Raw genomic sequence first — 20,826 nt, forward strand, 5'->3', positions numbered from 1 at the left:
AGGCATGCCCGCCGACGCCGGCGGGAGGCTGCCCGCGCGGTCCGCGACCCGGGTGATGCACGGCGTCATCGCCGGGGACGGCGCCCTGGCCGTGTGGGCCGAGACCGACGTGCGGCCCACCGCCCCGGCCGCCGCGCCCGGCTCGGCGCCCGGCGACCCGCCCGGCCCGGCCCGGCCGCGGCGTCGCCGGGACGCCCCGGCCCACCCGTTCGCGGCACCCCGCCGCGACCTGCCGGCCGGCGACGTGCGGCCGGACGCCGTGCTCCTGCTGCCCTCCACCGCGACCGCACCGCTGCCGTCGCCGCAACTGGGACTGCCCGCCCGGCGCGGCCGGCCACGGCTGCGCGCCTGGTCGGTGCCCGCGGTGACGGTGCCGTTCCTGACCGACGAGGTGGTGCAGGAGGCCGGCGGGCGCGTCGGCGCGTCCGCGTCATACCTGGTGGAGCTGTGCGAGTTCGCGGCGGATCTGGTGCGCCGCGGCCGGGTGCTGCCCGCGGTGACGCCGGCCGGTGCGGGACGTCCGCGGGCGCGGTGGCGCCCGGTGCTGACCGGGTCCGACGCGGCCCGCTTCGAGCACCTGCGCGAGCGGATGCCGCCCGCGTGCCGCGCCGAACGGACCGCCGGTGCGCTCGCGGGCGCCGCCCCGGCGCTGACCGCCGCACTGGACCGGCTCGTCGACGGGCTGGTCCGCACCCGGCTGGCGCTCGCCGGCGTCGAACTGGGCGATGCCGGGCATGAGGCAGCCGGGCATGAGGCAGCCGGGCATGGGGCAGCCGGGCATGGGGCAGCCGGGCATGGGGTGCTGTCCGCCTGGCTCACCGCGCTCGCCGGGGACGCCGGGTTCGACGCGGCGCCGGGCGAGGTGACCGGGCTGGCCCGGCGGCTGGACGAGTGGCACGCCGCGGCGAGCACCCGGGCCGCCGTGCGAGTGTGTTTCCGGCTCAGCCACCTCGACGACGACCCCGAGCCGCCGGACGCCACCACCGGCGTGGCGGAGCCCGGCACTGGACCGGCGTGGCTGCTGGAGTTCCTGCTGCAAGCCATCGACGAGCCGAGCGTCCTGGTGCCGGCCGGCGAGATCTGGCGCGACCGGATCGCCCCGCTACGGCGCTGGACACGGCGTCCGCAGGAGCGTCTGCTCGCCGGGCTGGGCCGGGCGGTGCGGCTGCATCCCGACCTGGAACCGGCGCTGCGCGAGCGTCACCCGGCGGAGCTGGTGCTGGACACCGAGGGCGCGCACCGGTTCCTGGTCGCGGCGGCCGACCTGGCCCAGGCCGGGTTCGGCGTGCTGCTGCCGGCGTGGTGGCGCGAACGCGCCGGGCTCGGCCTGGCGCTGCGGGTGCGCGAGCGCGACCCGGTCGCTCCGGTGCTGCGCGACCGCACCGTCGACCTCGCTTCGCTGGTCGACATGCAGTGGGGGCTGACGCTCGGCGGCCGTGTGCTCACCGACGGGGAACTGTCCGACCTGGCCCGCGTCAAGGTGCCCCTGGTGCGTCTGCGGGGGCGCTGGGTGCACCTGGACCCCGACCGGCTGCGGGCCGGGCTGGACTTCCTGGGCCGTGGCGGCGGGACGGCCACCGCCGGGCGGGCGCTGCAGATGATCCGGCTGCTGCCGCCCGAGGAGCTGCCGCTGCCGGTGACCGCCACCTCGGGCCGCGGCTGGGCGGCCGACCTGCTGAGCGGGGACCTGGCGCGCGGACTGGAGCTGATCGACGCGCCCGCGGGGCTGACCGCCACCCTGCGCCCGTACCAACGTCGCGGGGTGTCCTGGCTGGTGTTCATGGACGCCGTCGGCCTGGGCGCGCTGCTGGCCGACGACATGGGCCTGGGCAAGACCGTCCAGGTGCTCGCGCTGCTGCTGCACGTCCGGCGCGGTCCGACGCTGCTGATCTGCCCGCTGTCGGTGCTCGGCAACTGGCGGCGGGAGGCCGCCCGCTTCGCCCCGTCGCTGACCGTGCGGGTGTGGCACGGCACGCAGCGCGACCGGCCGGACGACCTGACCCGCGGCGCCGACCTGGTGCTCACCACCTATGCCACCGCGGCGCGCGACGCCGGCCTGCTCGCCACGATCGCCTGGGACCGGGTGGTGCTGGACGAGGCGCAGCATGTGAAGAACAGCGCCGGGCGCACCGCCCGCGCGGTGCGCCGCCTGCCGGCCCGCAGCCGGATCGCCCTGACCGGGACCCCGGTGGAGAACCGGCTGGCCGAGCTGTGGTCCGTGATGGACTGGCTCAACCCCGGCGTGCTCGGCGCCGCGCCCACGTTCCGCGCCCGGTTCGCCGTCGGTATCGAACGACACGCCGACGAGGAGGCCGCGGCCCGGCTGCGCCAGGCGATCCGGCCGTTCCTGCTGCGCCGGGTGAAAAGCGATCCGCAGGTGCTCGCCGACCTGCCGGAGAAGCGACACCTGCGGCATCTGTGCGCTCTGACCGCCGAGCAGGCCACGCTCTACAAGGCGGTCCTGGACGACATGCTGGAACGGCTGGCGGAGAGCACCGGCGGCGCCGGCAAGGGCATCGTGCTGGCCGGCCTGACCAAGCTGAAACAGGTCTGCGATCATCCGGCGCTGCTGCTGCGCGACGGTTCGCCGCTGCCCGGCCGGTCCGGCAAGCTGGACCGGCTGGAGGAGATCCTGGACCGGGTGCTGGCGCGCGGCGAACGGGCACTGTGCTTCACCCAGTACGCCCGCTTCGGCTCGATGCTGGTGCCGCACCTGACCGCCCGTTTCGGCGCGCCGGTGCGGCACCTGCACGGCGGCACCTCCCGGGCGCAGCGCGACGAGACGGTGGCGGCCTTCCAGGACGATCCACGGCCGGGCGTGTTCGTGCTCTCCCTCAAGGCCGGAGGCACCGGGCTCAACCTGACCGCGGCCAACCATGTGGTGCACGTGGACCGGTGGTGGAATCCCGCGGTCGAGGAACAGGCCACCGACCGGGCTTATCGCATCGGCCAGGGCCGCGACGTGCAGGTGCACACGCTGCTCTGCATGGGCACCGTGGAGGAGCGCATCGACGCGCTGATCACCGACAAGGGCGCCCTGGCACGCCGGGTGGTCGGCGCCGGGGAGGGGTGGCTGACCAGCCTGTCCACGACCGAGCTGCGGGAACTGCTGGCGCTGGACCCGGAGGCCGTCGATGACTGACGGGTTCGCGGCCGGTTTCCTGGCCATGTTCGAGGCGTTGCGGATGACGCCGGTGCTCGCCCGCGGCCGCCGCGCCGCGCGGGCGGGTCACGTGCGGGACCTGACGGTGTCCGGCAGCATCGCGGTGGCCCTGGTGCGCGGCCCGGACGAGGCGGACACGGCCCGTGCCCGGGTGGCGGTGCGGGCCTTCGGCGCGGCCGAATGGGCGCGCGTCGAGGACGACCTGGCCGCCCAGGCGCGGTACGCGGCGGACCTGCTCGCCGGCCGGATGCCGGCCGGCATCGAGGAGGTCTTCGACGCCGCCGGGCTGAGCCTGCTGCCGTTGTCGCTCACCGAGATCGCGATGGACTGCTCGTGCGGCCGCTGGCCGCGGCCGTGCACCCATCTGGCCGCGGCGCTGTACGCGCTGGCCGCGGCGTTCGACGAGGACCCGTTCCGGGCGTTCGCGTGGCGCGGTCGGGCCCGCGACGAGCTGCTCGTGCGCCTGCGCCAGGTGCGCGGCGCGGCCGTCATGGACGGGGAGGCGCCGGACCCGGCTCCCGGGGCGGACCCGGCTCCCGGGGCGGGGCCGGCTCCCGGGGCGGGGCCGGGCGTGTCCGGCGCGCCGGTGGCCGAGTCCGCCGGTGCGGATGTCGACCCGGAGGAGTTCTGGCGCGCCGCGGCACGGACCCGCCCGCCGCCCGCGCCGCCGGCGGCCACGCGGGCCGGCGCGGTGCTCGACGAGGCCGACCCGCCGGACCTGGCCGTCGACCCGGGGACGCTGGCCGACCTGCTGCGGCCCGCCTACCGGGCGTTGCCCGGCCCGTGACGCGGCCCGCCCGCCTGCCGGGCCGCAGGCCGGGCGGCCCGCCCGCCTGCCGGGCCGCAGGCCGGGCGGTGCGGGGCTGCCTCACCACGGGTCCGGGGCGTAGTCCTTCAGGAAGCAGCCGTACACGTCCTCGCCCAGTTCGCCGCGCACGATCGGGTCGTACACCCGGGCGGCGCCGTCGCTCAGGTCCAGCGGCGCGTGGAAGCCGTCCTCGGCCAGCCGCATCTTCGTCGGGTGCGGCCGCTCGTCGGTGATCCAGCCGGTGTCCACGCTGGTCATCAGGATGCCGTCGGCGAACAGGTCCGCCGCGCTGGTGCGGGTCAGCATGTTGAGGGCGGCCTTGGCCATGTTCGTGTGCGGGTGACCGGCGCCCTTGTACCCGCGGCTGAACACGCCCTCCATCGCGGACACGTTGACCACGTACCGGCGCGGGAACCGCGACGCGATCATGGCCGCGCGAAGGCGGCTGACCAGGATGAACGGCGCGGTCACGTTGCATAGCTGCACCTCGAGCAACTCGGTGGGCGGCACCTCGTGCACCCGGTCGCTCCAGCTATTGGTCGCCGCCAGGTCCGGCAGCAGACCGCCGGCGTCCACCGCGGACGGCCCGGCGGCCAGCGCCAGCGCGGTCACCGCCGCGCCACTCACCGCGGGCGGTCCGGCCGGTTGCCCGGTGGCCGGTTGCCCGGTGGCCGGTTGCCCGGTGGCCAGTTCCCCGGTGGCCGGTTCCCCGGTGCGCGGGCGGCCGGCGAGGAACTCCAGCTCCGGCAGCGGGCCGCCGGGCAACGGGTCGGCCTCGGCGGCGCTCAGGGCGGCGTACGAGCCGGGGGAGCGCCGCACCGTCTGCGCCGCGTTGTTGATCAGGATGTCCAGCGGTCCCCGCTGCGCCACCGAATCGGCCAGCGCCACCACCTGGGCCGGGTCCCGCAGGTCGATGCCGACCACCCGCAGCCGGTGCATCCACGCGTCGCGATCGGGCATGGCGGCGAACCGTCGCGCGGCGTCGTGCGGGAAACGCGTGGTGATGGTCAGGTCGGCGCCGTCGCGCAGCAGTCGCAGGGCGATGTACATGCCGATCTTGGCCCGGCCGCCGGTGAGCAGCGCCCGCCGCCCGGTCAGGTCGGTGCGGGCCTCGCGGCGGGCGTGGTTCAGCGCGGCGCACGGCGGGCAGAGCTGGTGATAGAAGGCGTCCACCTCCCGGTAGCGCACCTTGCAGATGTAGCAGCCGCGTGCGCGCCGCAGCGTGCCGGCCGAGGTGCCGGTGGTCGGCGAGCGCAGCGGCAGTCCCGCGGTCTCGTCGTCGATGCGACCGGGCGCGCCGGTCGCGGTGGCCGCGGTGACCGCGCGGTCGGCGGCGAGTTCCGCGTCGCGCCGATCCCGCCGGCGGCGCATCTTCGCGGTCTTGAACAGCCCCGACGTGGCCCGCCGCACGGCGACCGCGTCCGGATGCTCGACCGGCAGCCGTTCGGCCTGCGCGAGCACGTCCAGGCACAGCGCCAGCCGGGCGGGATCGATACCGCCGGCCGGTGTCGCCGTGCCGGCCGGTTCCTGGGTGGCGTCGCCGGTGGCGTCGCCGTGTGCCGGCGTGCCGGCCGTCGTGCTCGTCATGTCTCCTCCCGGGGCGTGCCGCCGTCCGCGACCGCCCCGCGCCGGGGCACTGTGCGCCGGTGGCACTGTACTGAGCGTGGCGGCGACGGCCAAACACCGCCGCGGACATGCCGCGTCGCGCCGTACCCGGGGCCGTCCGGGCACCGGTACGGCGGGACATGCCCCGAGCCGCCCGTCCCGTTCTGTCCCACCCCCGCCGTGTCTCGTCGCGTGCCGTCGCGAGCGGTCCCGGCGGCGGGTCACCCCGGCGGCGTGGCCACCGCGAACGAGCTGCGGTCGGTGAAGGTGTCCGTGCCGTCCGGCTCGTCGATGTAGAGCCCGCCGTCCCGGCGGTGGATCACGTGGCCGGGGTAGTTCGTCGATCGCAGCCGGACCGTCCCGGAATCGGCGTCGTCCAGCGGGCAGAAGGTCGCGTCCTTGCGGAACAGGTCCGAGCCGTCCGGCGCGTCGAAGCGCAGCCGGTAGTCGAAGTGGCGCAGGTATTCGCCGCCGCCGGTGGCGAACGAGAAGCAGGCGTCGTCGGCCAGCCCCGCGGACACGGTCAGCACCTGCGGCTCGCCGTCGGAGGACATCGCGGCGAAGTCGCCGTCGCGGGTCAGGCGGGTGTCCGGGTCGTCCGCCGCGGCGAGCACCCACGAGCCGGTGGTGAGGCGCCGCGGCGACGGCGACGGCGACGGGGCCGGCGAGGCGGCCGGGGCCGAGGCGGGAGCGGAGGCGGCGACCGCGGGCGCGGGGGGATCCACGTTGGCACGCCAGACCGCGTAACCCAGCGCCATCACCGCGACGATCGCGGCGCCTGTCCCCGCGGTCACCGCCGGGTGCGTACGGGTGAGCCAGCCGGCCCGTGGTTCCCGGACGTCCACGCCGCCACGTCCGTAGACGGTGCCGGACGGCGGCGGCCCCTGGTCGGTCATCGCGTCGATCGTCCTTCCTGCTCAGTGCCACACCGCAGGCCGTTCGGGCCCACACCGCAGGCCGCTCCCGCGTCGCTCCTGAGGCTGCTCCCGTGCCACGCCGGAGGCTGCTCCCGTGCCACCGGGCGTGATGGCGACCGGACAAGGAGGGTAGCCACCGCACGCCGGGCACGGGCCGCGGCGCGGCCGGGTCGTGACGCACGACATCACCCGGCATCGACAAACGTGCTCTAGCCTGTCATGCACCGTTCACATTCTGTCCGTCCCGGGGCCGGCAGCGGACGCCTAGCGTCCCTGCGCGGGCACCGGGCGACCCGGCGCCCCAGCCAGAACAGTCACCATGGAGGTCGGTCCGTGTCCCCTGCGTTGACCCGGCGAACCGTCGCCGCGGCCCTGACGCTGTCCACAGCGGGCTTGGCCTGCGCCCTGACCGCCGTCCCGGCGTTCGCCGACCCGGCCGGTTCCGGCCTGGTCATCAGCGAGGTGTACGTCAACGGCGGCTCGTCCGGTGCGAGCTACCAGAACAAGTTCGTGGAGTTCTACAACCCGTCCGGCGGCGCCGTCTCGCTGGCCGGCGACACCCTGCAGTACCGCGCCGCGACGAGCACCGTGGTGCCCGGCGGATCGCAGGTGTTCGCGCTGTCCGGCACCGTCGCCGCGCATGGGCACTTCCTCGTCCAGTTGCCCGGCAACGGCGCCGGCAGCAACCCCGGCGAGCCGCTGCCGGCGCCCGATGCGAGCACCGGCGGCAGCGTGAACCCGGGCGCCGCGGGCGGCACCCTCTACCTGGCGTCGAGCGGGTCCGGCGTGCTGCCGACCGACCCCGCGGTGATCGACAAGATCGGGTGGGGGACCAGCAACTCGCCCGAGACGAGCGCACCGACCGGCAACTCGCTCACCCTGAGCTACCAGCGTTCGGCGGACGGGACGGACACCGACGACAACGCCGCCGACTTCCACGTCGCCGCGCCCACCCCCCGCAACGCCGCATCCGACGGCGATGACAGCGGCGGGGACGGCGGCGATGACGGCGGCGGGGACGACGGCGGGCCCGCACCGCAGACGCTGACGATCGCGGCCATCCAGGGCACGGACACCGACACCTCCCCGTACGCGGGACAGAGCGTGACCACCGAGGGTGTGGTGACCGCGACCTACCCGGCCGGCGGCCTGAACGGCTTCTTCCTGCAGACCGGCGGCTCCGGCGGCCGGCCCGCGGACGACCGGACGCCGGGCGCCTCCGACGCCGTCTTCGTGTTCGGCTCGGACGCCGCCGGCGCGGTCACCGCGGGGCAGAGCGTGCGGGTCACCGGCACGGTGCAGGAATACCAGGGTGAGACGGAGATCGGCAGCCCGGAGGTCACCGCGCTGCCGGAACCGCTGCCCGGCGTCACCGCCGACGTGATCCCCTGGTCCGGCCTGGACTCCGATGCGGAGAAGGAAGCCCACGAGGGCGAACTGGTCGCGCCGCAGGGCGACTTCACCGTGTCGGACAACTACGACGCGAACTGGTACGGCTCGTTCGTGCTGGCCGCCGGGGACACCCCGCTGCGCCAGCCCACCGACGCCGCCCGCGCGGGCACCGCCGCGGCACGGGCCGTGGTGGCCGACAACGCCCAGCGCGCCGTGACGCTGGACGACGGATCGAGCTGGAACTACAGCTCGGGCGCGAACACCGGCCGGCCACTGCCGTGGCTCACGCCGGACAACCCGGTCAGCATCGGTGCGCGGGTGACCTTCCACGAGCCGGTGGTGCTGGACTACCGCTACGCGGCGTGGACGTTCCAGCCCACCGCCCAGGTCACCGGCGACGGCGCCGACGTGGCCACCTTCGCCGACCGGCGGGCCGCCAACCAGCGCCCGGCGGCGGTCGGCGGGGACGCCAGCCTGGCCACGTTCAATGTGGAGAACTACTTCCCGACCACCGGGGCGAAGTACGTCGCGGCGGGGCTGGGCACCTGCACCTACTACGACGACCGGGCGGGCACCCACATCACCGTGCGGAACTGCACCGGCACCGACGGCGGGGCCGGCCCGCGCGGCGCCGCGAACGACGCCAGCTTCGCCCGGCAGCAGGCCAAGATCGTCACCGGCATCAACCGGCTCGGCGCCGCCATCGTGTCGTTGGAGGAGGTGGAGAACTCGGTGAAGTTCGGCCAGCCGCGGGACACCGCCCTGGCCGGCCTGGTCGACGCGCTGAACGCCGCGGCCGGCTCGGACGTGTGGGCGTACGCGCCGTCGCCCGCCGCGGACAAGCTGCCGCCGCCGGCCCAGCAGGACGTGATCCGCACCGCGTTCATCTACCGCAGCGCCCAGGTGTCGCTGGTCGGACCGGGCACGGTGCTCACCGGCGACTCCGACCCCGGCGAGCCGTTCTCCATCGCCCGGGAGCCGCTGGCGCAGGGCTTCACCAAGGCCGGGGCCCGCGACGCGGACGCGTTCGTGGTGGTGGCCAACCACTGGAAGTCCAAGGGCTCCGGCACGCCGCTGTACCCCGGCGACGAGCAGGACACCACGCCCGGATCGGACCAGGGCGCCTTCAACGCGACCCGGGTGCGTGAGGCGCGCGACACCAGTGCCTTCGCCACGCGGGTGGCGCAGGGCCTGGGCACCGACCGGATCTTCCTGCTGGGCGACTTCAACGCCTACACGCACGAGGATCCGATGGAGGAACTGTACGCCGACGGCTACACCGACCTGGCCGGCGACCTGGACCCGGCGGAGTCCACGTATTCGTACGACGGGCTGCAGGGTTCGCTGGACCACGTGCTGGCCAACCCGGCGGCGCATGCCATGGTCACCGGCGCGGACGTGTGGCAGATCAACGCCCAGGAGGCGGTGGCGTACGCGTACAGCCGATACAACTACAACGCGACGCTGCTGTTCGACGGCGGTGACCCGTTCGCGGCCTCCGACCACGATCCGGTCGTGGCCGGACTGCACCTGCCGTCCACCCCGGCCGCGCCCGCCTGGAACGCCTCCACCGTCTACGACACCGGCGACACGGTGACCTATCACGGGTCCACATGGCGGGCCCTGTGGTGGACCCGTAACCAGCCGCCCGGGGACCCGTACGGGCCGTGGGAGGAGATCGCGACGGCGTCGGACGGCACCGCGATCTGGACGCCCACACGGGTGTTCACCGCCGGCGACGTGGTGCTCTACCAGGGACGGCGGTACGTCGCCCAGTGGTGGACCCGTAACCAGGCGCCCGGCGGCCCGTACGGACCATGGAAGGCGGCCGGCTGATCACCGCGGCACCGCCGGGCCCGGCACCTCCGGGCCCGGCCTGGCCTGAAACCGCGGCATCGACGATGATCCGAGGATGACGGCGAGTGGGGAACGCGACGCACCGGTGTCCGACGGACGGCGTGCCGTGTGGGTGGGCGCCGGGTACGCCGCGCAGGGCTTCGGCTATGCCGCCCTGGTCACCGCGCTGCCCGCGTACAAGGCCCGGCAGGAGCTGGACGACGCGTACGTCTCGGTCCTGCTGCTGCTGGTCTGCCTGGCCGCGGCGGCCGGGTCGGTGCTGGCCGACCGGGTCGCGGCGCGCTGGGGCAGCCGGTTCGCGCTCAGCGGCGGCCTGATCACCGTCGCCGCAGCCCTCGGCCTGACCACGTTCCGGACGCCGACCGCGGTCCTCACCGGGATCCTCATCGTGTGGGGGATCGGGCTCGGCGCGGTGGACGCCAGCCTGAGCATGCAGGGCGTACTGGTTCAGGCGCGGCTGCGGCGCAGCGTGATGAGCCGGCTGTTCGCCGCGTACACGGCTGCCGCCATCGTCGCGGCGCTGCTGATGTCCGGCGTCGCGGCGTCCGGGGCGGGCGCCGCGGTCACCGTCGGCGTCGCGGCCGTGATCGGCGCGGCGGTCGCCCTGGGTGGCTGGCCGTCCTTCGAGCCGGGGCGCACGGTGGCCGAGCCCGGCGGCGACCCGGGCGCCGCACGGCGCAGCAGCGGCCTCGCCCGGGTGATCCTGATCTGCGGCGCGCTGATCTTCACCGCGTTCCTGGCCGACTCGGCGGTCAGCACCTGGAGTTCGGTCTATCTGGACGATTCGCTGGCCGCGGCGCCCGCCGTGGTGCCGCTCGGGTACGCCGCCTATCAGGCCGCGGTGCTGCTGTCCCGGATGGTCGGCGACCTTGTGGTGCCGCGGACCGGCCGGGCGGTGGCCGCCGCGGGGTGCCTGGTGGTCTGCGCGCTCGGGTGCGGCCTGGTGGTGGCGGTGGCGTCGGTGCCCGCGGCGGTGGCCGGGTTCGCCCTGACCGGCATCGGCGTGGGCATTCTCGTCCCGTTGTCGTTCAGCGCGGCGGGCGAGGCGTCGGCCGGGCGCAGCGACGAGGTGATCGCGCGGGTCAACCTGTTCAACTACGGCGGCGCGCTGCTGGGCTCGGTGGCGCTGGGGGTGTTGTCCGAGCCGGTGGGTCTGCAGTACGCCTTCCTCATCCCGGTCGCCGGGATGGTGCTGGCCCTGCCGGTGGTGGGTGCGCTGCGCCGGTTGGCGGCCGGCCCGGCCGGGCTGCCGCCGCAGACGGTCCCGCCGCGCTGAGTCTCCCGCCGCGCTGAGTCTCCTGCCGCGCTGAGTGTCCTGCCGCGCTGAGTGTCCCGCTCCGCTGGTCCGCGGGCCGGAGCCGCCGCTCGCCGCCGTCAGAGCAGGTAGCCGCCGCAGGCGCGGATGTTCTGGCCGGTGATCCAGTGCGCGTCCGGCGAGGCGAGCAGGGCCACCACCGCCGCGACGTCGTCCGGGTCCCCGAGCCGGCCCAGGGCGGTGACCGCGGCGGCCAGGCCGGCGGCCTCCGGCGGGTTGAGCGACGTGAACAGATCGGTGCGGGTGGCCCCGGGTGACACCGTGTTGACGGTGATGCCGCGAGCGCCGAACTCCCGCGCGGCCACCTTGGTGAACTGTTCCAGCGCGGCCTTGCTCGCCGCGTACAGCGCATGGCTGGCCGCCGGCAGGACGGTGTTGACGGTGGAGACGGCGACGATCCGGCCGTTGTCCCGCATCAACGTGGCCGCGCGGCCCATGGCCAGCAACGGGATCTTCGCGTTGACCGCCATGACATGGTCGAAGTCGTCCGCGGTCAGGTCGCTGATCGCGCCGCGGGGGTTGATCGCGGCGTTGCTGACGAAGATGTCCAGTCCGTCGCGGACCGGCGCGAACATGTCGTCCACCGCGCTCACGGCCGCCTGATCGGCGCGGACCGGCACCGCGGCACCGTCCAGCTCGGCGGCCAGTTCGGTGGCCTTGTCGCGACGGTCCCGGTAGGTGAACACGACACGGGCGCCGTGCGCGGCCAGCCGTCGCACCACGGCCGCCCCGATGCCCCGGCTGCCGCCGGTGACCAGCGCGGTGCGTCCCTGCAGCATCATGACCGCGGACGCTACCGCGACGGCGACCGCCGGTATTGAACCGTTGCGAACAGTTGCGCGGGTGTGACACCGGCCATCCGCCGGACGTCGCGGGTGAAGTGTGACTGGTCGGCGTATCCGCACGCGGCGGCCGTACCGGCCAGACCGGTCCGCCGGGCCAGCAGGCCGACGGCGCGCTGGAACCGCGCCACCCGCGCCACCGCCCCCGGCGTCAGACCGACGTGGCGGTGCAGGCTCTTCTCCAGGTGCCGTCGGCTGACGCCGAGCCGGGCGGCGACCGCGCCCGGCCGGTCCGGCCCGCCGTGGCGTTGCAGCGCCCACCAGGCGGCCGTGACCAGCGCGGGCGGGCCGGAGCCGGTGAGCATCGACGTCAGCGTCTCGTCCAGCACGGTGCGCTGCGACGGCCAGTCCCGGGCCGCGTGCAGGCGTTCGGCGAGCTCGGCGTCCCGTCGTCCGAGCACGTCGGCGAGCGGCACGCCATCGCCGGCCAGCTCGGACATCGCCACGCCGAGCAGCGCCCGCGTGCCGGCCGGCGTGAGCCCCACGGAAACACCGGACGACCAGGTGGCGCCCGGGTCGGTGGCCGCGGTGACCCGGGGACCGGTGACCAGCCGCGCCCCGCCGCGGAGGTCGATCACAAGCGTGGTCAGGTTCAGCGGCAGCACCCGGTGCGGCACCGGCAGCGCGCCGTGGGCGGCGAATCCGGCGTAGCCCAGCACGTACGGGCGCAGCGCGGGCCGTGCGGCGGCGACGAGGGTGGCACACGGTCCCGGTTGCCTCCGGAGCGGGACGGAGTGCACGAGCTCCATCGCGCGGGCCTACCCGTCCGCGCCGGGGTTGTCGGCGCCGGGCTCCGCGCGGTCCGGGGCCGGTGGCAGGGCATGCCGGTGGGAGCGCAGCGGCGGCGGCATGGCGCCCGCGGTCGGCATGGACTCCGCATCGATCGTGTCCGGGTCCGGTCCCGGCGCGGGGGTGACGTCCAGGCGCGCCACGACCTGCGGCGGCGCGGTGCGGCCGGCGAACGGCATCTCGTCGCGGTCACCCACCGGCGGGTGCGGGGGCGGCCCTGGTGGGGGTGGCCCGTGCGGCAGCGACAGGTGCGGCAGCGGCGCGGCGGGTGTCGCGCCGCTCACGGCCGGAAAGGTCACGGTCGTCTCCGACGGTGCGCCGCCCGCCGGTGACGTCTCGGCGCCGACCGGTGCCTGGTCCGGGCGGCGGTGCCGCCCCGCCGGGGCCGTCGATTCCGCCGGGGCCGTCGATTCTGGCGGGGCCGTCGATTCTGGCGGGGCCGCCGGGTGGGCCGGACTCGCCGCGTACTCGGCCAGCCCGGCGCGGGCCTGCAGGCGGCGCAGCGGACCCGGCGCCCACCACGCCGCCTCGCCCAGCATCGCCAGCACCGCGGGCACCAGCAGCATCCGGACCACGGTGGCGTCCAGCACCAACGCGATGATCATGCCGACGCCGACGAAGCGCATGGTGGCGATCGACGACAACGCGAACGCGCCGGTCACCACGACGAGCAGCACCGCCGCGGCGCTGATCACCCGCCCGGTGCGCGCCAGCCCGGTGGTGACCGCCTCGGCGGTGCTCGCCCCGCGGGTGCGCGCCTCCACCATCCGGGACAGCAGGAACACCTCGTAGTCGGTGGACAGCCCGAAGACCACCGCGGCCATCAGCACCACGATGCCCACCTCCAACGGCGCCGGGGTGACCCGCAGCAGCGACGCGCCGTGGCCGTCCTGGAAGATCCACACCAGCGCGCCGAAGGTCGCGCACAGGCTGAGCGCGCTGAGCACCACCGCCTTCACCGGCAGCAGCACCGAGCCGAAGGCCAGGAACATCAGTACCAGCGTGGCCCCGGCCAGCAGGCCGATCATCAGCGGCAGCCGGGCGGCGGTGGCTGCCAGGCTGTCCACGTTGCGGGCCGTCGCACCGCCCACCAGCACACCCGCGCCGTCCGGCGGGTCCAGCGCGCGGATGGCCTCGACCACGTCCCGGTCCGCCGCGCTGAACGGGTCGGGGTCTGGCGGTGTCGCGGTGAACACCTGGAGGGTGCCCGTCGACCCGGCCGGGGTGACCGCCGTGACGCCCGGCAGGCCGGCCACCCGCGCGGCGACCGCGCGGCCCGCGGCGGCGTCGCCGCGCACCACGACCTGGATCCCCGAGGTGCTCAGCGCCGGATAGCCGGCCTTCAGCGTCTCCACGGCCTGCCGGGCCGGGTCGCCGGCGGGCAGGGTGCGCTCGTCGGTCTCGCCGAACTGCACGCCGCGGATCGGAGCGGCCAGCACCAGCAGCCCGGCCAGCAGCGGCAGCGCGACGAGCACCGGGCGGCGCAGCACGGCCGCGGCCAGGCGGGCCCATCCGGCGCCGGACCCGGCGGTGCGGCGGCGTCCGGGCAGGCGCACCGGCAGCCGGTCGACGCGCGGGCCCAGCAGCGCCAGCAGCGCCGGCAGCAGGGTCAGGGACAGCAGCGCGGCCAGCGCCACCGCGGCCAGCCCGCCGTACGCCAGCGACTTGAGGAAGCCCTGCGGGAACAGCATCAGCCCGGCCAGGGCGATCATCAGCAGGCTGGCGGAGAACAGGACGGTGCGCCCGGCGGTGGCCACGCTGCGCGACACCGCCTCCGCGGTGCCGCGGCCGGCAGCCTGTTCCTCCCGGAACCGTCCGACCAGGAACAGCCCGTAGTCGATGGCCATGCCCAGCCCCAGCAGGCTGGCCACGTTGACCGCGAACGAGTTCACGTCGTGCGCCGCAGCGATCGCCCGCAGCACGCCGAGCGCGCCCAGCACCGCGGTTCCGCCGACCACCACCGGTAGCGCCGCGGCCACCAGGGAACCGAAGATGAACAGCAGCAGCACCAGCACCACCGGCAGCGAGACCGCCTCGGCGAAGGCCAGGTCGTGCGCGGAGCGGCCGGCGGTGGCGTCGGCCAGCGGGGTCGCCCCGGCGGCCTGCACGCGGGCGCCGTCGACCGCGAGCCGGTCGTCGATCTCCCGGTACGCGTCGAGTTTGGCCCCGTCGTCGCCGCCGGCCAGGGTCAGCACGGCGACCGCGGACGAATGATCGGTGGCGGCGTACGCCGCGGCGGCCGCCGCGGACGGCGCCTGCCAGTACGAGACGACCGTGGTGACCGCCGAGCGGGGCAGCGCGGCCAGGCGCTGCTCGACCCGCTGGGCGAACTGCGGGTCGTCGATGGTGGTGCCGACCGGCGTGTAGACCACCACCACGTCACCGCTGCGGGCGCCGAGCGCGCGCTGCACCGTCTCGGCGGCCCGGGTGGATTCGCTGCCCGGGTCGTAGTAGCCGCCCTCGGAGAGCTGCCCGAACACGCCCATGCCCCAGACGCCCGCGGCGGCGACCGCGCACAACGCGATCACCAGCACGGGCCAGCGGAACCGGGCCACCCACGACCCCCAGGCGGCGAACACGGCCGCACCCCCTCTCCGGCTGGCCGGCGGCGCGCCTGCCGGTGTCCCGTCAGACAACCGGTGTCCCCTCAGATAAGCAGAAATCAGCGCAGCGTGGCGGCTTCCAGCGCGACTCCGCCGCAGTCGTCGTCGAACGACCGGTCGGTGCGCCACGTGACGGTGAGCCGCCCGTCACGCGGCGCCCGGTAGTCGATGACGAACATGGCGGTGGACATCCGGTTGTCGCGTTCCTCCAGCCGCTGCACGCGGGTGCCGCCGCCGGTGGACAGCGCCGCCTCCAGCCGTCCCCGTCCGGCGAACACTCCCACGTACACGCGCAGGGTGCGTTCGCCGGTGCCGGCCGGCGCGGACAGCGTGAAGCCGTTGCCGTCGCCGCAGGTGCGGATGCCGGTGGGGGTGCCGTCGGAGTGCGGCACCGGGGAGCCGCCCTCCCAGCGGAACCGTTGCGGGCTGAGCGCGTGCCGGAACCGGGGCGCCTGCGGGCGGCCCTCCACGATGTCGAATCCGCCGTCGGCGTCGCGTTCCTGGGAGAAGGCGTTCTGCTGGCCCCAGTGCACCCAGTCCCGGCGGCCCTCCGACGGCAGGTCGACCACGGCGGGCACGTCGCCGCGGGCGACGGTGACCGTGCCGGTGTCCGGCGGCGGGCTGGTGGCCGGCGGGGGCGGGCTGGTGGCGCGGGTGGGGCTGGGGCTGGGCGACGGGCTGGACGACGACGGCGACGGCAGCGGGATCACCGCCTGGTCGGGTGGGCTGCTGTCCAGGCCGCCCAGCGCCGGGGGCTGCGGCAGCGGAAGGGCGGCGGGCGGGTCGCTGCGCATCGCGCGGGCGACGACGATGCCGAACGCCACCACCACCAGCACCCCGGCCAGGATCACCGCGGCCGGGATGGCGATCTCGGCGAGATGGCGGCGGCCGTCGCCGGCCGGGAACGGCCCGGCGCTGAAGTGGCGACCGGAGCTGCGGTCGTCGTCGGGCACCGGCTCTCCTGTGGCGGGTGGGGGTGTCGCGGCGTCGCGGGCTCGTCGGGATGCGCGCCACCGCGGTGGGGGGAGACCTACGATCTCACCTCGGTCGCCGGGAGACCAGAGGAGGATCGGCAGTCGGCCGGACGGATGACCCGGCCGGCGACGCCCGCCGCGCCTGAGCTGCCCGTCAGAGCTGGGTGACCACGAGGTCGACCTGGCGCGCCCGCCCGGCCGGAGCGTCCCGCGGCTCGACCGTGTGCCCGAGGTCACGCAGCGCGGTGATCAGGTCGGCCGGTGTGCGCGGGGTGGCCCGCGCGTGCGCCAGCGACCGCACCAGGCGCCCCTTGGCGGCCTTGTTGACATGGCTCACCACGGTCCGTCGCGGCACACCGTCCACCCGGGTCTCGTGCAGCACACGCACCTGCACGGCCGCCGCCGCGGGCGCCGGCCACATCGCCTGGTAGGCGCCGGACCGCAGATCCAGCACCGGTCCGTCGACGGCGTCCGCCAGCGCCGGGGCCAGCGCGCGGCGCCAGTACGCGGCGAGCCCGCCGATCGGCGGCACGCATGCATGCACCGGGCAGCGGTACGCCGGGATGCGGTCGTGCAGGCGCACCACGCCCCACAGCCCGGAGAACACCACCGCCCGGGGCGCCAGCCAGGCCCGCGCGTGCGATGGCAGCCCGGCCCAGTCCAGCGCGCCGTACAGCACCCCGGTGTACACGCCGGTGGCCGGTGCGGCCGGCGCCTCGGGCAGGCCCGCGTTGCGGGTCACCTCACCGGTCTGCGCGGCGGACAGCCCGAGCATGGCCAGCGACGCGGCGACGCCCCGGGCGCTGCCGCGCCGGCACAGCCGGACCAGGCGGTTGAGCACCCGGGTGCGCTCGCGGGTGAGCCGGGGCAGGAACAGGCCGGCCGGGTCCAGCGGCGCGCCGGGCCCCGGCGCCGTCTTGCCTTCCGACGGCGGCAGCAGAATGAGCATCTTGCGAGGCTAGGGCACCCGCTGGGACCCGCGGCGGTCGGCGTCCACGGTGACCGTCGTCCGCACGGTGGCCTGATCGATCTCGGACACGCGCACGGTGAAGGCGACCTGGTACACGCCCGGCAGCGGAAAGGTGATCGCACCCACCGCGTGGTGTTCCGGGTCCAGCCCGAGCATCGGGGTGCGCACCGGTTCCAGGCCGCGTCCGGTCAGCGTCGACGTGACCGTCCACTCCTTCGCGGGCAGGGCCGCGCCGGCCGGCGTGTACACGTACGCGTGGATGGTGTTGTTCTCGCCGAGCTGCACCGGATAGATGTTGAACTGCAGGGTGAACAGGTCGCAGGTGAGCGTCTGCGACACGCCCTCCTCGGACACCGCGGCGGCGTCGGTGTCCGCGGTGCGCCCGGGGTTGACCTGCACCAGCACCGCGCTGATCGCCAGCACCACCGCGGTGGCCAGCACCTCCGCGCCGACCGTGCGGCGCAGCCGGGCGGCGCCCGCGGCCGGCACCTGGGCGCGGCGCACCAGCGTGCGGGCGTACCCGGCGGCGGTCAGCGTCACCGCCAGCACGGCCACCTTGATCAGCAGCAGCCTGCCGTACCCGGTGTGCACGAGCGCGGGCACCGACCCGACCTGCACCACCGCCTGCACCACCCCGCCGCCGACCAGCCAGACCACGGCGATCGCGGCGGTGCGCGACCAGGCCGCAAGGATCACCTGCAACACCCGCGGCGGGGTGCGCGGCAGCACGACCGTGGCCAGCGTGACCAGCCCGCCCAGCCACACCGACATGGCCGCCAGGTGCACCACGTCGGACGCCACGATCGCGGGTGCCAGCGGCGACGCCACCGCGTGACCCACCAGCGGCCAGGTGGTCAGGGTGGCCGCGCCGAGGGCGATCACCAGCGCGGTGCGGCCCCGCCCGGCCACACCGCGCAACACCGGTGGCAGCAGCGCGGCGACCACCGCCAGAGCGGCCAGGCGGGCGCACAGGGTCACCCCGTACGCGCTGGTGAGCACCGCCCGTAACGCCGAGGCGGAGAAGTCCCACAGCGGCCCGCCGCTGCTGTCCGGCGCCTGCGCCCACAGGGACGCGCAGGTGCCCGCGGCCACCAGCACCAGCCCGGCGCGCACCAGCACGACGGCCGGCCGGCGGGACAACCGCCGCGGCCACATCGACGCGAGCAGCAGCGCCGGACCGGCGATCAGGGCGAGCCCGGCGTACCCGGCGTACCGGGCGGCGGGCACCGCGACCGCCACCGACGCGTGGTCGCCGTCGCCGTCCGCGGCCGGCGGGGTGGCCGAGGGCGCGCCCACCGAGAAGGTCAGCCCGCCGGCCACCGGGTGGCTGTCCGCCGAGATCACCCGGTAGCTCACCAGGTAGGTGCCCAGCGGCCGGTCCGCGCGGCGCACCGGGATGCGCAGCACCGCGCCGCGCGCGGTGGCCTCGCCGGAGATGCGCCGGCCGTCCGGGGCGAGCACCGTGATGCGCCCGGCCACCGGCGTGATCGCCTCGCTGAACGTCACGGTGACCTCGGCGGGGGAGGAGCCCACGATGCTGCCCGGCGCGGGCGTCGAGGTCAGCAGGGCGGCGTGCGCCTGCGCCGCGCTCGCCGGTCCGAGCAGCACGACGAGACCGGTGACCACGAGGGTGACCAGCGAGACGAGAACGCGACGCACGCAGGGAAGAACGGATCCGGGCGGCCGGCGGTTCAACGGCCGGGCCGTCTCGTCCGTGGTGCGCCACTGCCCGGCCGTCGCCGGCGGGTGCGGTTACCATCCGGACAGGGCCGGCGCTCCCCGGCCCGGCTGTCGCATCCGAGCTGCCCACCCACGCCCTGCCACCCCGTCCCCGGCTGCCCCGGCCGCCGTCCGTCCCGCCAGGAGGCCCCGATGTCCGTTGATCCCCGCGCCGGCACGCCCGCGCAGGACGGTGACCTGATCGACGTCCCCCGGGTGATCTCCCGTTACTACACCGAGCACCCGGACCCGGGCGAAGCCGCGCAGCGGGTCGCGTTCGGCACCTCCGGGCACCGCGGGTCCAGCCTGCGCGCCGCGTTCAACGAGGATCACATCGTGGCGACCAGCCAGGCGATCGTGGAGTACCGCCGGGAGCAGGGCGTGGACGGTCCGCTGTTCCTGGGCCGGGACACGCACGCGCTCAGCGAGCCGGCGATGATCAGCGCGCTGGAGGTGTTCGCGGCCAACGACGTGCGGGTGCGTATCGACAGCCGGGACGGGTACACCCCGACGCCCGCACTGTCGCACGCCATCCTGCGGCACAACCGCGGCCGGAGCACCGGGCTGGCCGACGGCGTCGTGGTGACCCCGTCGCACAACCCGCCCGCCGACGGCGGCTTCAAATACAACCCGCCGCACGGCGGCCCGGCGGACACCGCCGCCACCTCGTGGATCCAGGACCGCGCGAACGCGCTGATCGCCGAGGGACTCAAGGGGGTGCGCCGGGTCAGCGCCGCCGGGGCGCGCGCGTCCGCGCTGGTGTCCGGGCACGACTACCTCGCGGAGTACGTCGACGACCTGTCCGAGGTGATCGACATGGCGGCGATCAAGTCCGCCGGGGTGCGCATCGGCGCCGACCCGCTCGGCGGGGCCAGCGTGGCGTACTGGGGATTCATCGGCGAACGGTACGGCCTGGACCTGACCGTGGTGAACCCGCGCGTGGACCCGGCCTTCGGGTTCATGACCCTGGACTGGGACGGCAAGATCCGGATGGACTGCTCCTCGCCGTACGCGATGGCCTCCCTGGTCGCTCAGAAGGACCGGTTCCGCATCGCCACCGGCAACGACGCCGACGCCGACCGGCACGGCATCGTCACCCCGGACGCCGGCCTGATGAACCCCAACCACTACCTCGCGGTGGCGATCGACTACCTGTTCCGGGCCCGCGCGCAGTGGCCGTCGACCGCCGCGGTCGGCAAGACCCTGGTGTCCTCGTCCATGATCGACCGGGTCGCGGCCGACCTGGGCCGGACGCTCACCGAGGTGCCGGTGGGATTCAAATGGTTCGTGCCGGGGCTGCTGGACGGCACCGTCGGGTTCGGCGGCGAGGAGAGCGCCGGGGCGTCGTTCCTGCGTCGCGACGGCAGCGTGTGGAGCACCGACAAGGACGGCATCCTGCTCGACCTGCTGGCCTCGGAGATCACCGCGACGACCGGGCGCACGCCCAGCGAGCACTACCGGGACCTGACCGCGAAGTTCGGCGACCCGGCGTACGCGCGGATCGACGCCCCGGCGACCCGCGAGGAGAAGGCGGTGCTGGCGAAGCTGTCCCCGCAGCAGGTGGCCGCCACCGAGCTGGACGGCGACCCGATCACCGCGGTGCTGACCACGGCGCCGGGTAACGGCGCGGCGATCGGCGGCCTCAAGGTGACCACGGAGGCGGGCTGGTTCGCGGCCCGCCCGTCGGGCACCGAGGACGTCTACAAGATCTACGCGGAGTCGTTCAAGGGGCCCGAGGCGCTGGCCCGCATCCAGCAGGAGGCCCGCGCGGTGGTGACGGCGGCGCTGACCGCCTGACAGGCGCCGGGCCTGGCACGCGTCGGGCCTGGCACGCATCGGGCCCGGCGCGACACAGCGCCGGGCCCGATGCGG

At 75.6% G+C, this 20,826-nt stretch carries 13 protein-coding genes; 5 read left to right on the forward strand and 8 right to left on the reverse strand.

Translation table 11 applies throughout. The annotated features are described in order from the left end of the window. Positions 1 to 4: 4 nt before the first annotated feature. Positions 5 to 3,142 (forward strand): DEAD/DEAH box helicase, encoded by a 3,138-nt coding sequence (locus IEY73_RS13455; protein ID WP_189079519.1) that lies wholly within the window; start codon positions 5 to 7, stop codon positions 3,140 to 3,142. Further along, positions 3,135 to 3,950 carry an SWIM zinc finger family protein gene (locus IEY73_RS13460; protein ID WP_189079520.1) on the forward strand — a complete coding sequence of 272 codons (816 nt, stop codon included), beginning with the start codon at positions 3,135 to 3,137 and terminating at the stop codon, positions 3,948 to 3,950. Before IEY73_RS13455 ends, IEY73_RS13460 begins: the two co-directional genes overlap by 8 nt. A gap of 81 nt (positions 3,951 to 4,031) precedes the next feature. Here IEY73_RS13460 and IEY73_RS13465 read toward each other — a convergent pair whose 3' ends face one another. Next, a complete protein-coding gene (locus IEY73_RS13465; RefSeq protein WP_189079521.1) occupies positions 4,032 to 5,558 on the reverse strand; it encodes an SDR family NAD(P)-dependent oxidoreductase in 1,527 nt (508 codons plus the stop codon). A 239-nt stretch (positions 5,559 to 5,797) separates the two neighbouring features. Then, a complete protein-coding gene (locus IEY73_RS13470; RefSeq protein ID WP_189079522.1) occupies positions 5,798 to 6,472 on the reverse strand; it encodes an AbfB domain-containing protein in 675 nt (224 codons plus the stop codon). 354 nt (positions 6,473 to 6,826) lie between these two features. Between IEY73_RS13470 and IEY73_RS13475 the strand changes: the two genes are divergently transcribed. Further along, positions 6,827 to 9,721, forward strand: coding sequence for an ExeM/NucH family extracellular endonuclease (locus IEY73_RS13475; RefSeq protein ID WP_229715808.1), 2,895 nt, complete (start codon positions 6,827 to 6,829; stop codon positions 9,719 to 9,721). Between the two features lie 76 nt (positions 9,722 to 9,797). Continuing rightward, positions 9,798 to 11,018, forward strand: coding sequence for an MFS transporter (locus IEY73_RS13480; RefSeq protein WP_189079524.1), 1,221 nt, complete (start codon positions 9,798 to 9,800; stop codon positions 11,016 to 11,018). A gap of 98 nt (positions 11,019 to 11,116) precedes the next feature. Here the strand turns inward: IEY73_RS13480 and IEY73_RS13485 are convergent, their stop codons facing one another. The 6 genes from IEY73_RS13485 to IEY73_RS13510 all read right to left on the reverse strand — a co-directional run bounded on the left by IEY73_RS13485 (position 11,117) and on the right by IEY73_RS13510 (position 18,894). After that, complete coding sequence (locus IEY73_RS13485) at positions 11,117 to 11,839, reverse strand: SDR family oxidoreductase (RefSeq protein ID WP_189079525.1); 723 nt, start codon at positions 11,837 to 11,839, stop codon at positions 11,117 to 11,119. 11 nt (positions 11,840 to 11,850) lie between these two features. Then, complete coding sequence (locus IEY73_RS13490; RefSeq protein ID WP_189079526.1) at positions 11,851 to 12,648, reverse strand: AraC family transcriptional regulator; 798 nt, start codon at positions 12,646 to 12,648, stop codon at positions 11,851 to 11,853. Between the two features lie 9 nt (positions 12,649 to 12,657). Continuing rightward, positions 12,658 to 15,267, reverse strand: coding sequence for an MMPL family transporter (locus IEY73_RS13495; protein ID WP_229715809.1), 2,610 nt, complete (start codon positions 15,265 to 15,267; stop codon positions 12,658 to 12,660). A gap of 83 nt (positions 15,268 to 15,350) precedes the next feature. After that, positions 15,351 to 16,244, reverse strand: coding sequence for a hypothetical protein (locus IEY73_RS13500; protein WP_229715810.1), 894 nt, complete (start codon positions 16,242 to 16,244; stop codon positions 15,351 to 15,353). A 175-nt stretch (positions 16,245 to 16,419) separates the two neighbouring features. Beyond that, on the reverse strand, positions 16,420 to 17,214 hold the full coding sequence (locus IEY73_RS13505; protein WP_189079527.1) for a YaaA family protein: 795 nt from the start codon (positions 17,212 to 17,214) through the stop codon (positions 16,420 to 16,422). A 9-nt stretch (positions 17,215 to 17,223) separates the two neighbouring features. After that, positions 17,224 to 18,894 (reverse strand): copper resistance CopC/CopD family protein, encoded by a 1,671-nt coding sequence (locus tag IEY73_RS13510; RefSeq protein ID WP_189079528.1) that lies wholly within the window; start codon positions 18,892 to 18,894, stop codon positions 17,224 to 17,226. 213 nt (positions 18,895 to 19,107) lie between these two features. Between IEY73_RS13510 and pgm the strand changes: the two genes are divergently transcribed. After that, complete coding sequence (gene pgm / locus IEY73_RS13515) at positions 19,108 to 20,751, forward strand: phosphoglucomutase (alpha-D-glucose-1,6-bisphosphate-dependent) (protein WP_189079529.1); 1,644 nt, start codon at positions 19,108 to 19,110, stop codon at positions 20,749 to 20,751. Positions 20,752 to 20,826: the final 75 nt, after the last annotated feature.

Source organism: Mangrovihabitans endophyticus (assembly GCF_014646155.1).
Taxonomy (GTDB): Bacteria; Actinomycetota; Actinomycetes; order Mycobacteriales; family Micromonosporaceae; genus Actinoplanes; species Actinoplanes endophyticus.

Coding starts and splice junctions, on each gene's coding strand:
- pgm (WP_189079529.1), top strand. CDS start 19,108: ATGTCCGTTGATCCCCGCGCCGGCACGCCCGCGCAGGACGGTGACCTG.
- IEY73_RS13505 (WP_189079527.1), bottom strand. CDS start 17,214: ATGCTCATTCTGCTGCCGCCGTCGGAAGGCAAGACGGCGCCGGGGCCC.
- IEY73_RS13460 (WP_189079520.1), top strand. CDS start 3,135: ATGACTGACGGGTTCGCGGCCGGTTTCCTGGCCATGTTCGAGGCGTTG.
- IEY73_RS13455 (WP_189079519.1), top strand. CDS start 5: ATGCCCGCCGACGCCGGCGGGAGGCTGCCCGCGCGGTCCGCGACCCGG.
- IEY73_RS13470 (WP_189079522.1), bottom strand. CDS start 6,472: ATGACCGACCAGGGGCCGCCGCCGTCCGGCACCGTCTACGGACGTGGC.
- IEY73_RS13485 (WP_189079525.1), bottom strand. CDS start 11,839: ATGATGCTGCAGGGACGCACCGCGCTGGTCACCGGCGGCAGCCGGGGC.
- IEY73_RS13480 (WP_189079524.1), top strand. CDS start 9,798: ATGACGGCGAGTGGGGAACGCGACGCACCGGTGTCCGACGGACGGCGT.
- IEY73_RS13490 (WP_189079526.1), bottom strand. CDS start 12,648: ATGGAGCTCGTGCACTCCGTCCCGCTCCGGAGGCAACCGGGACCGTGT.
- IEY73_RS13465 (WP_189079521.1), bottom strand. CDS start 5,558: ATGACGAGCACGACGGCCGGCACGCCGGCACACGGCGACGCCACCGGC.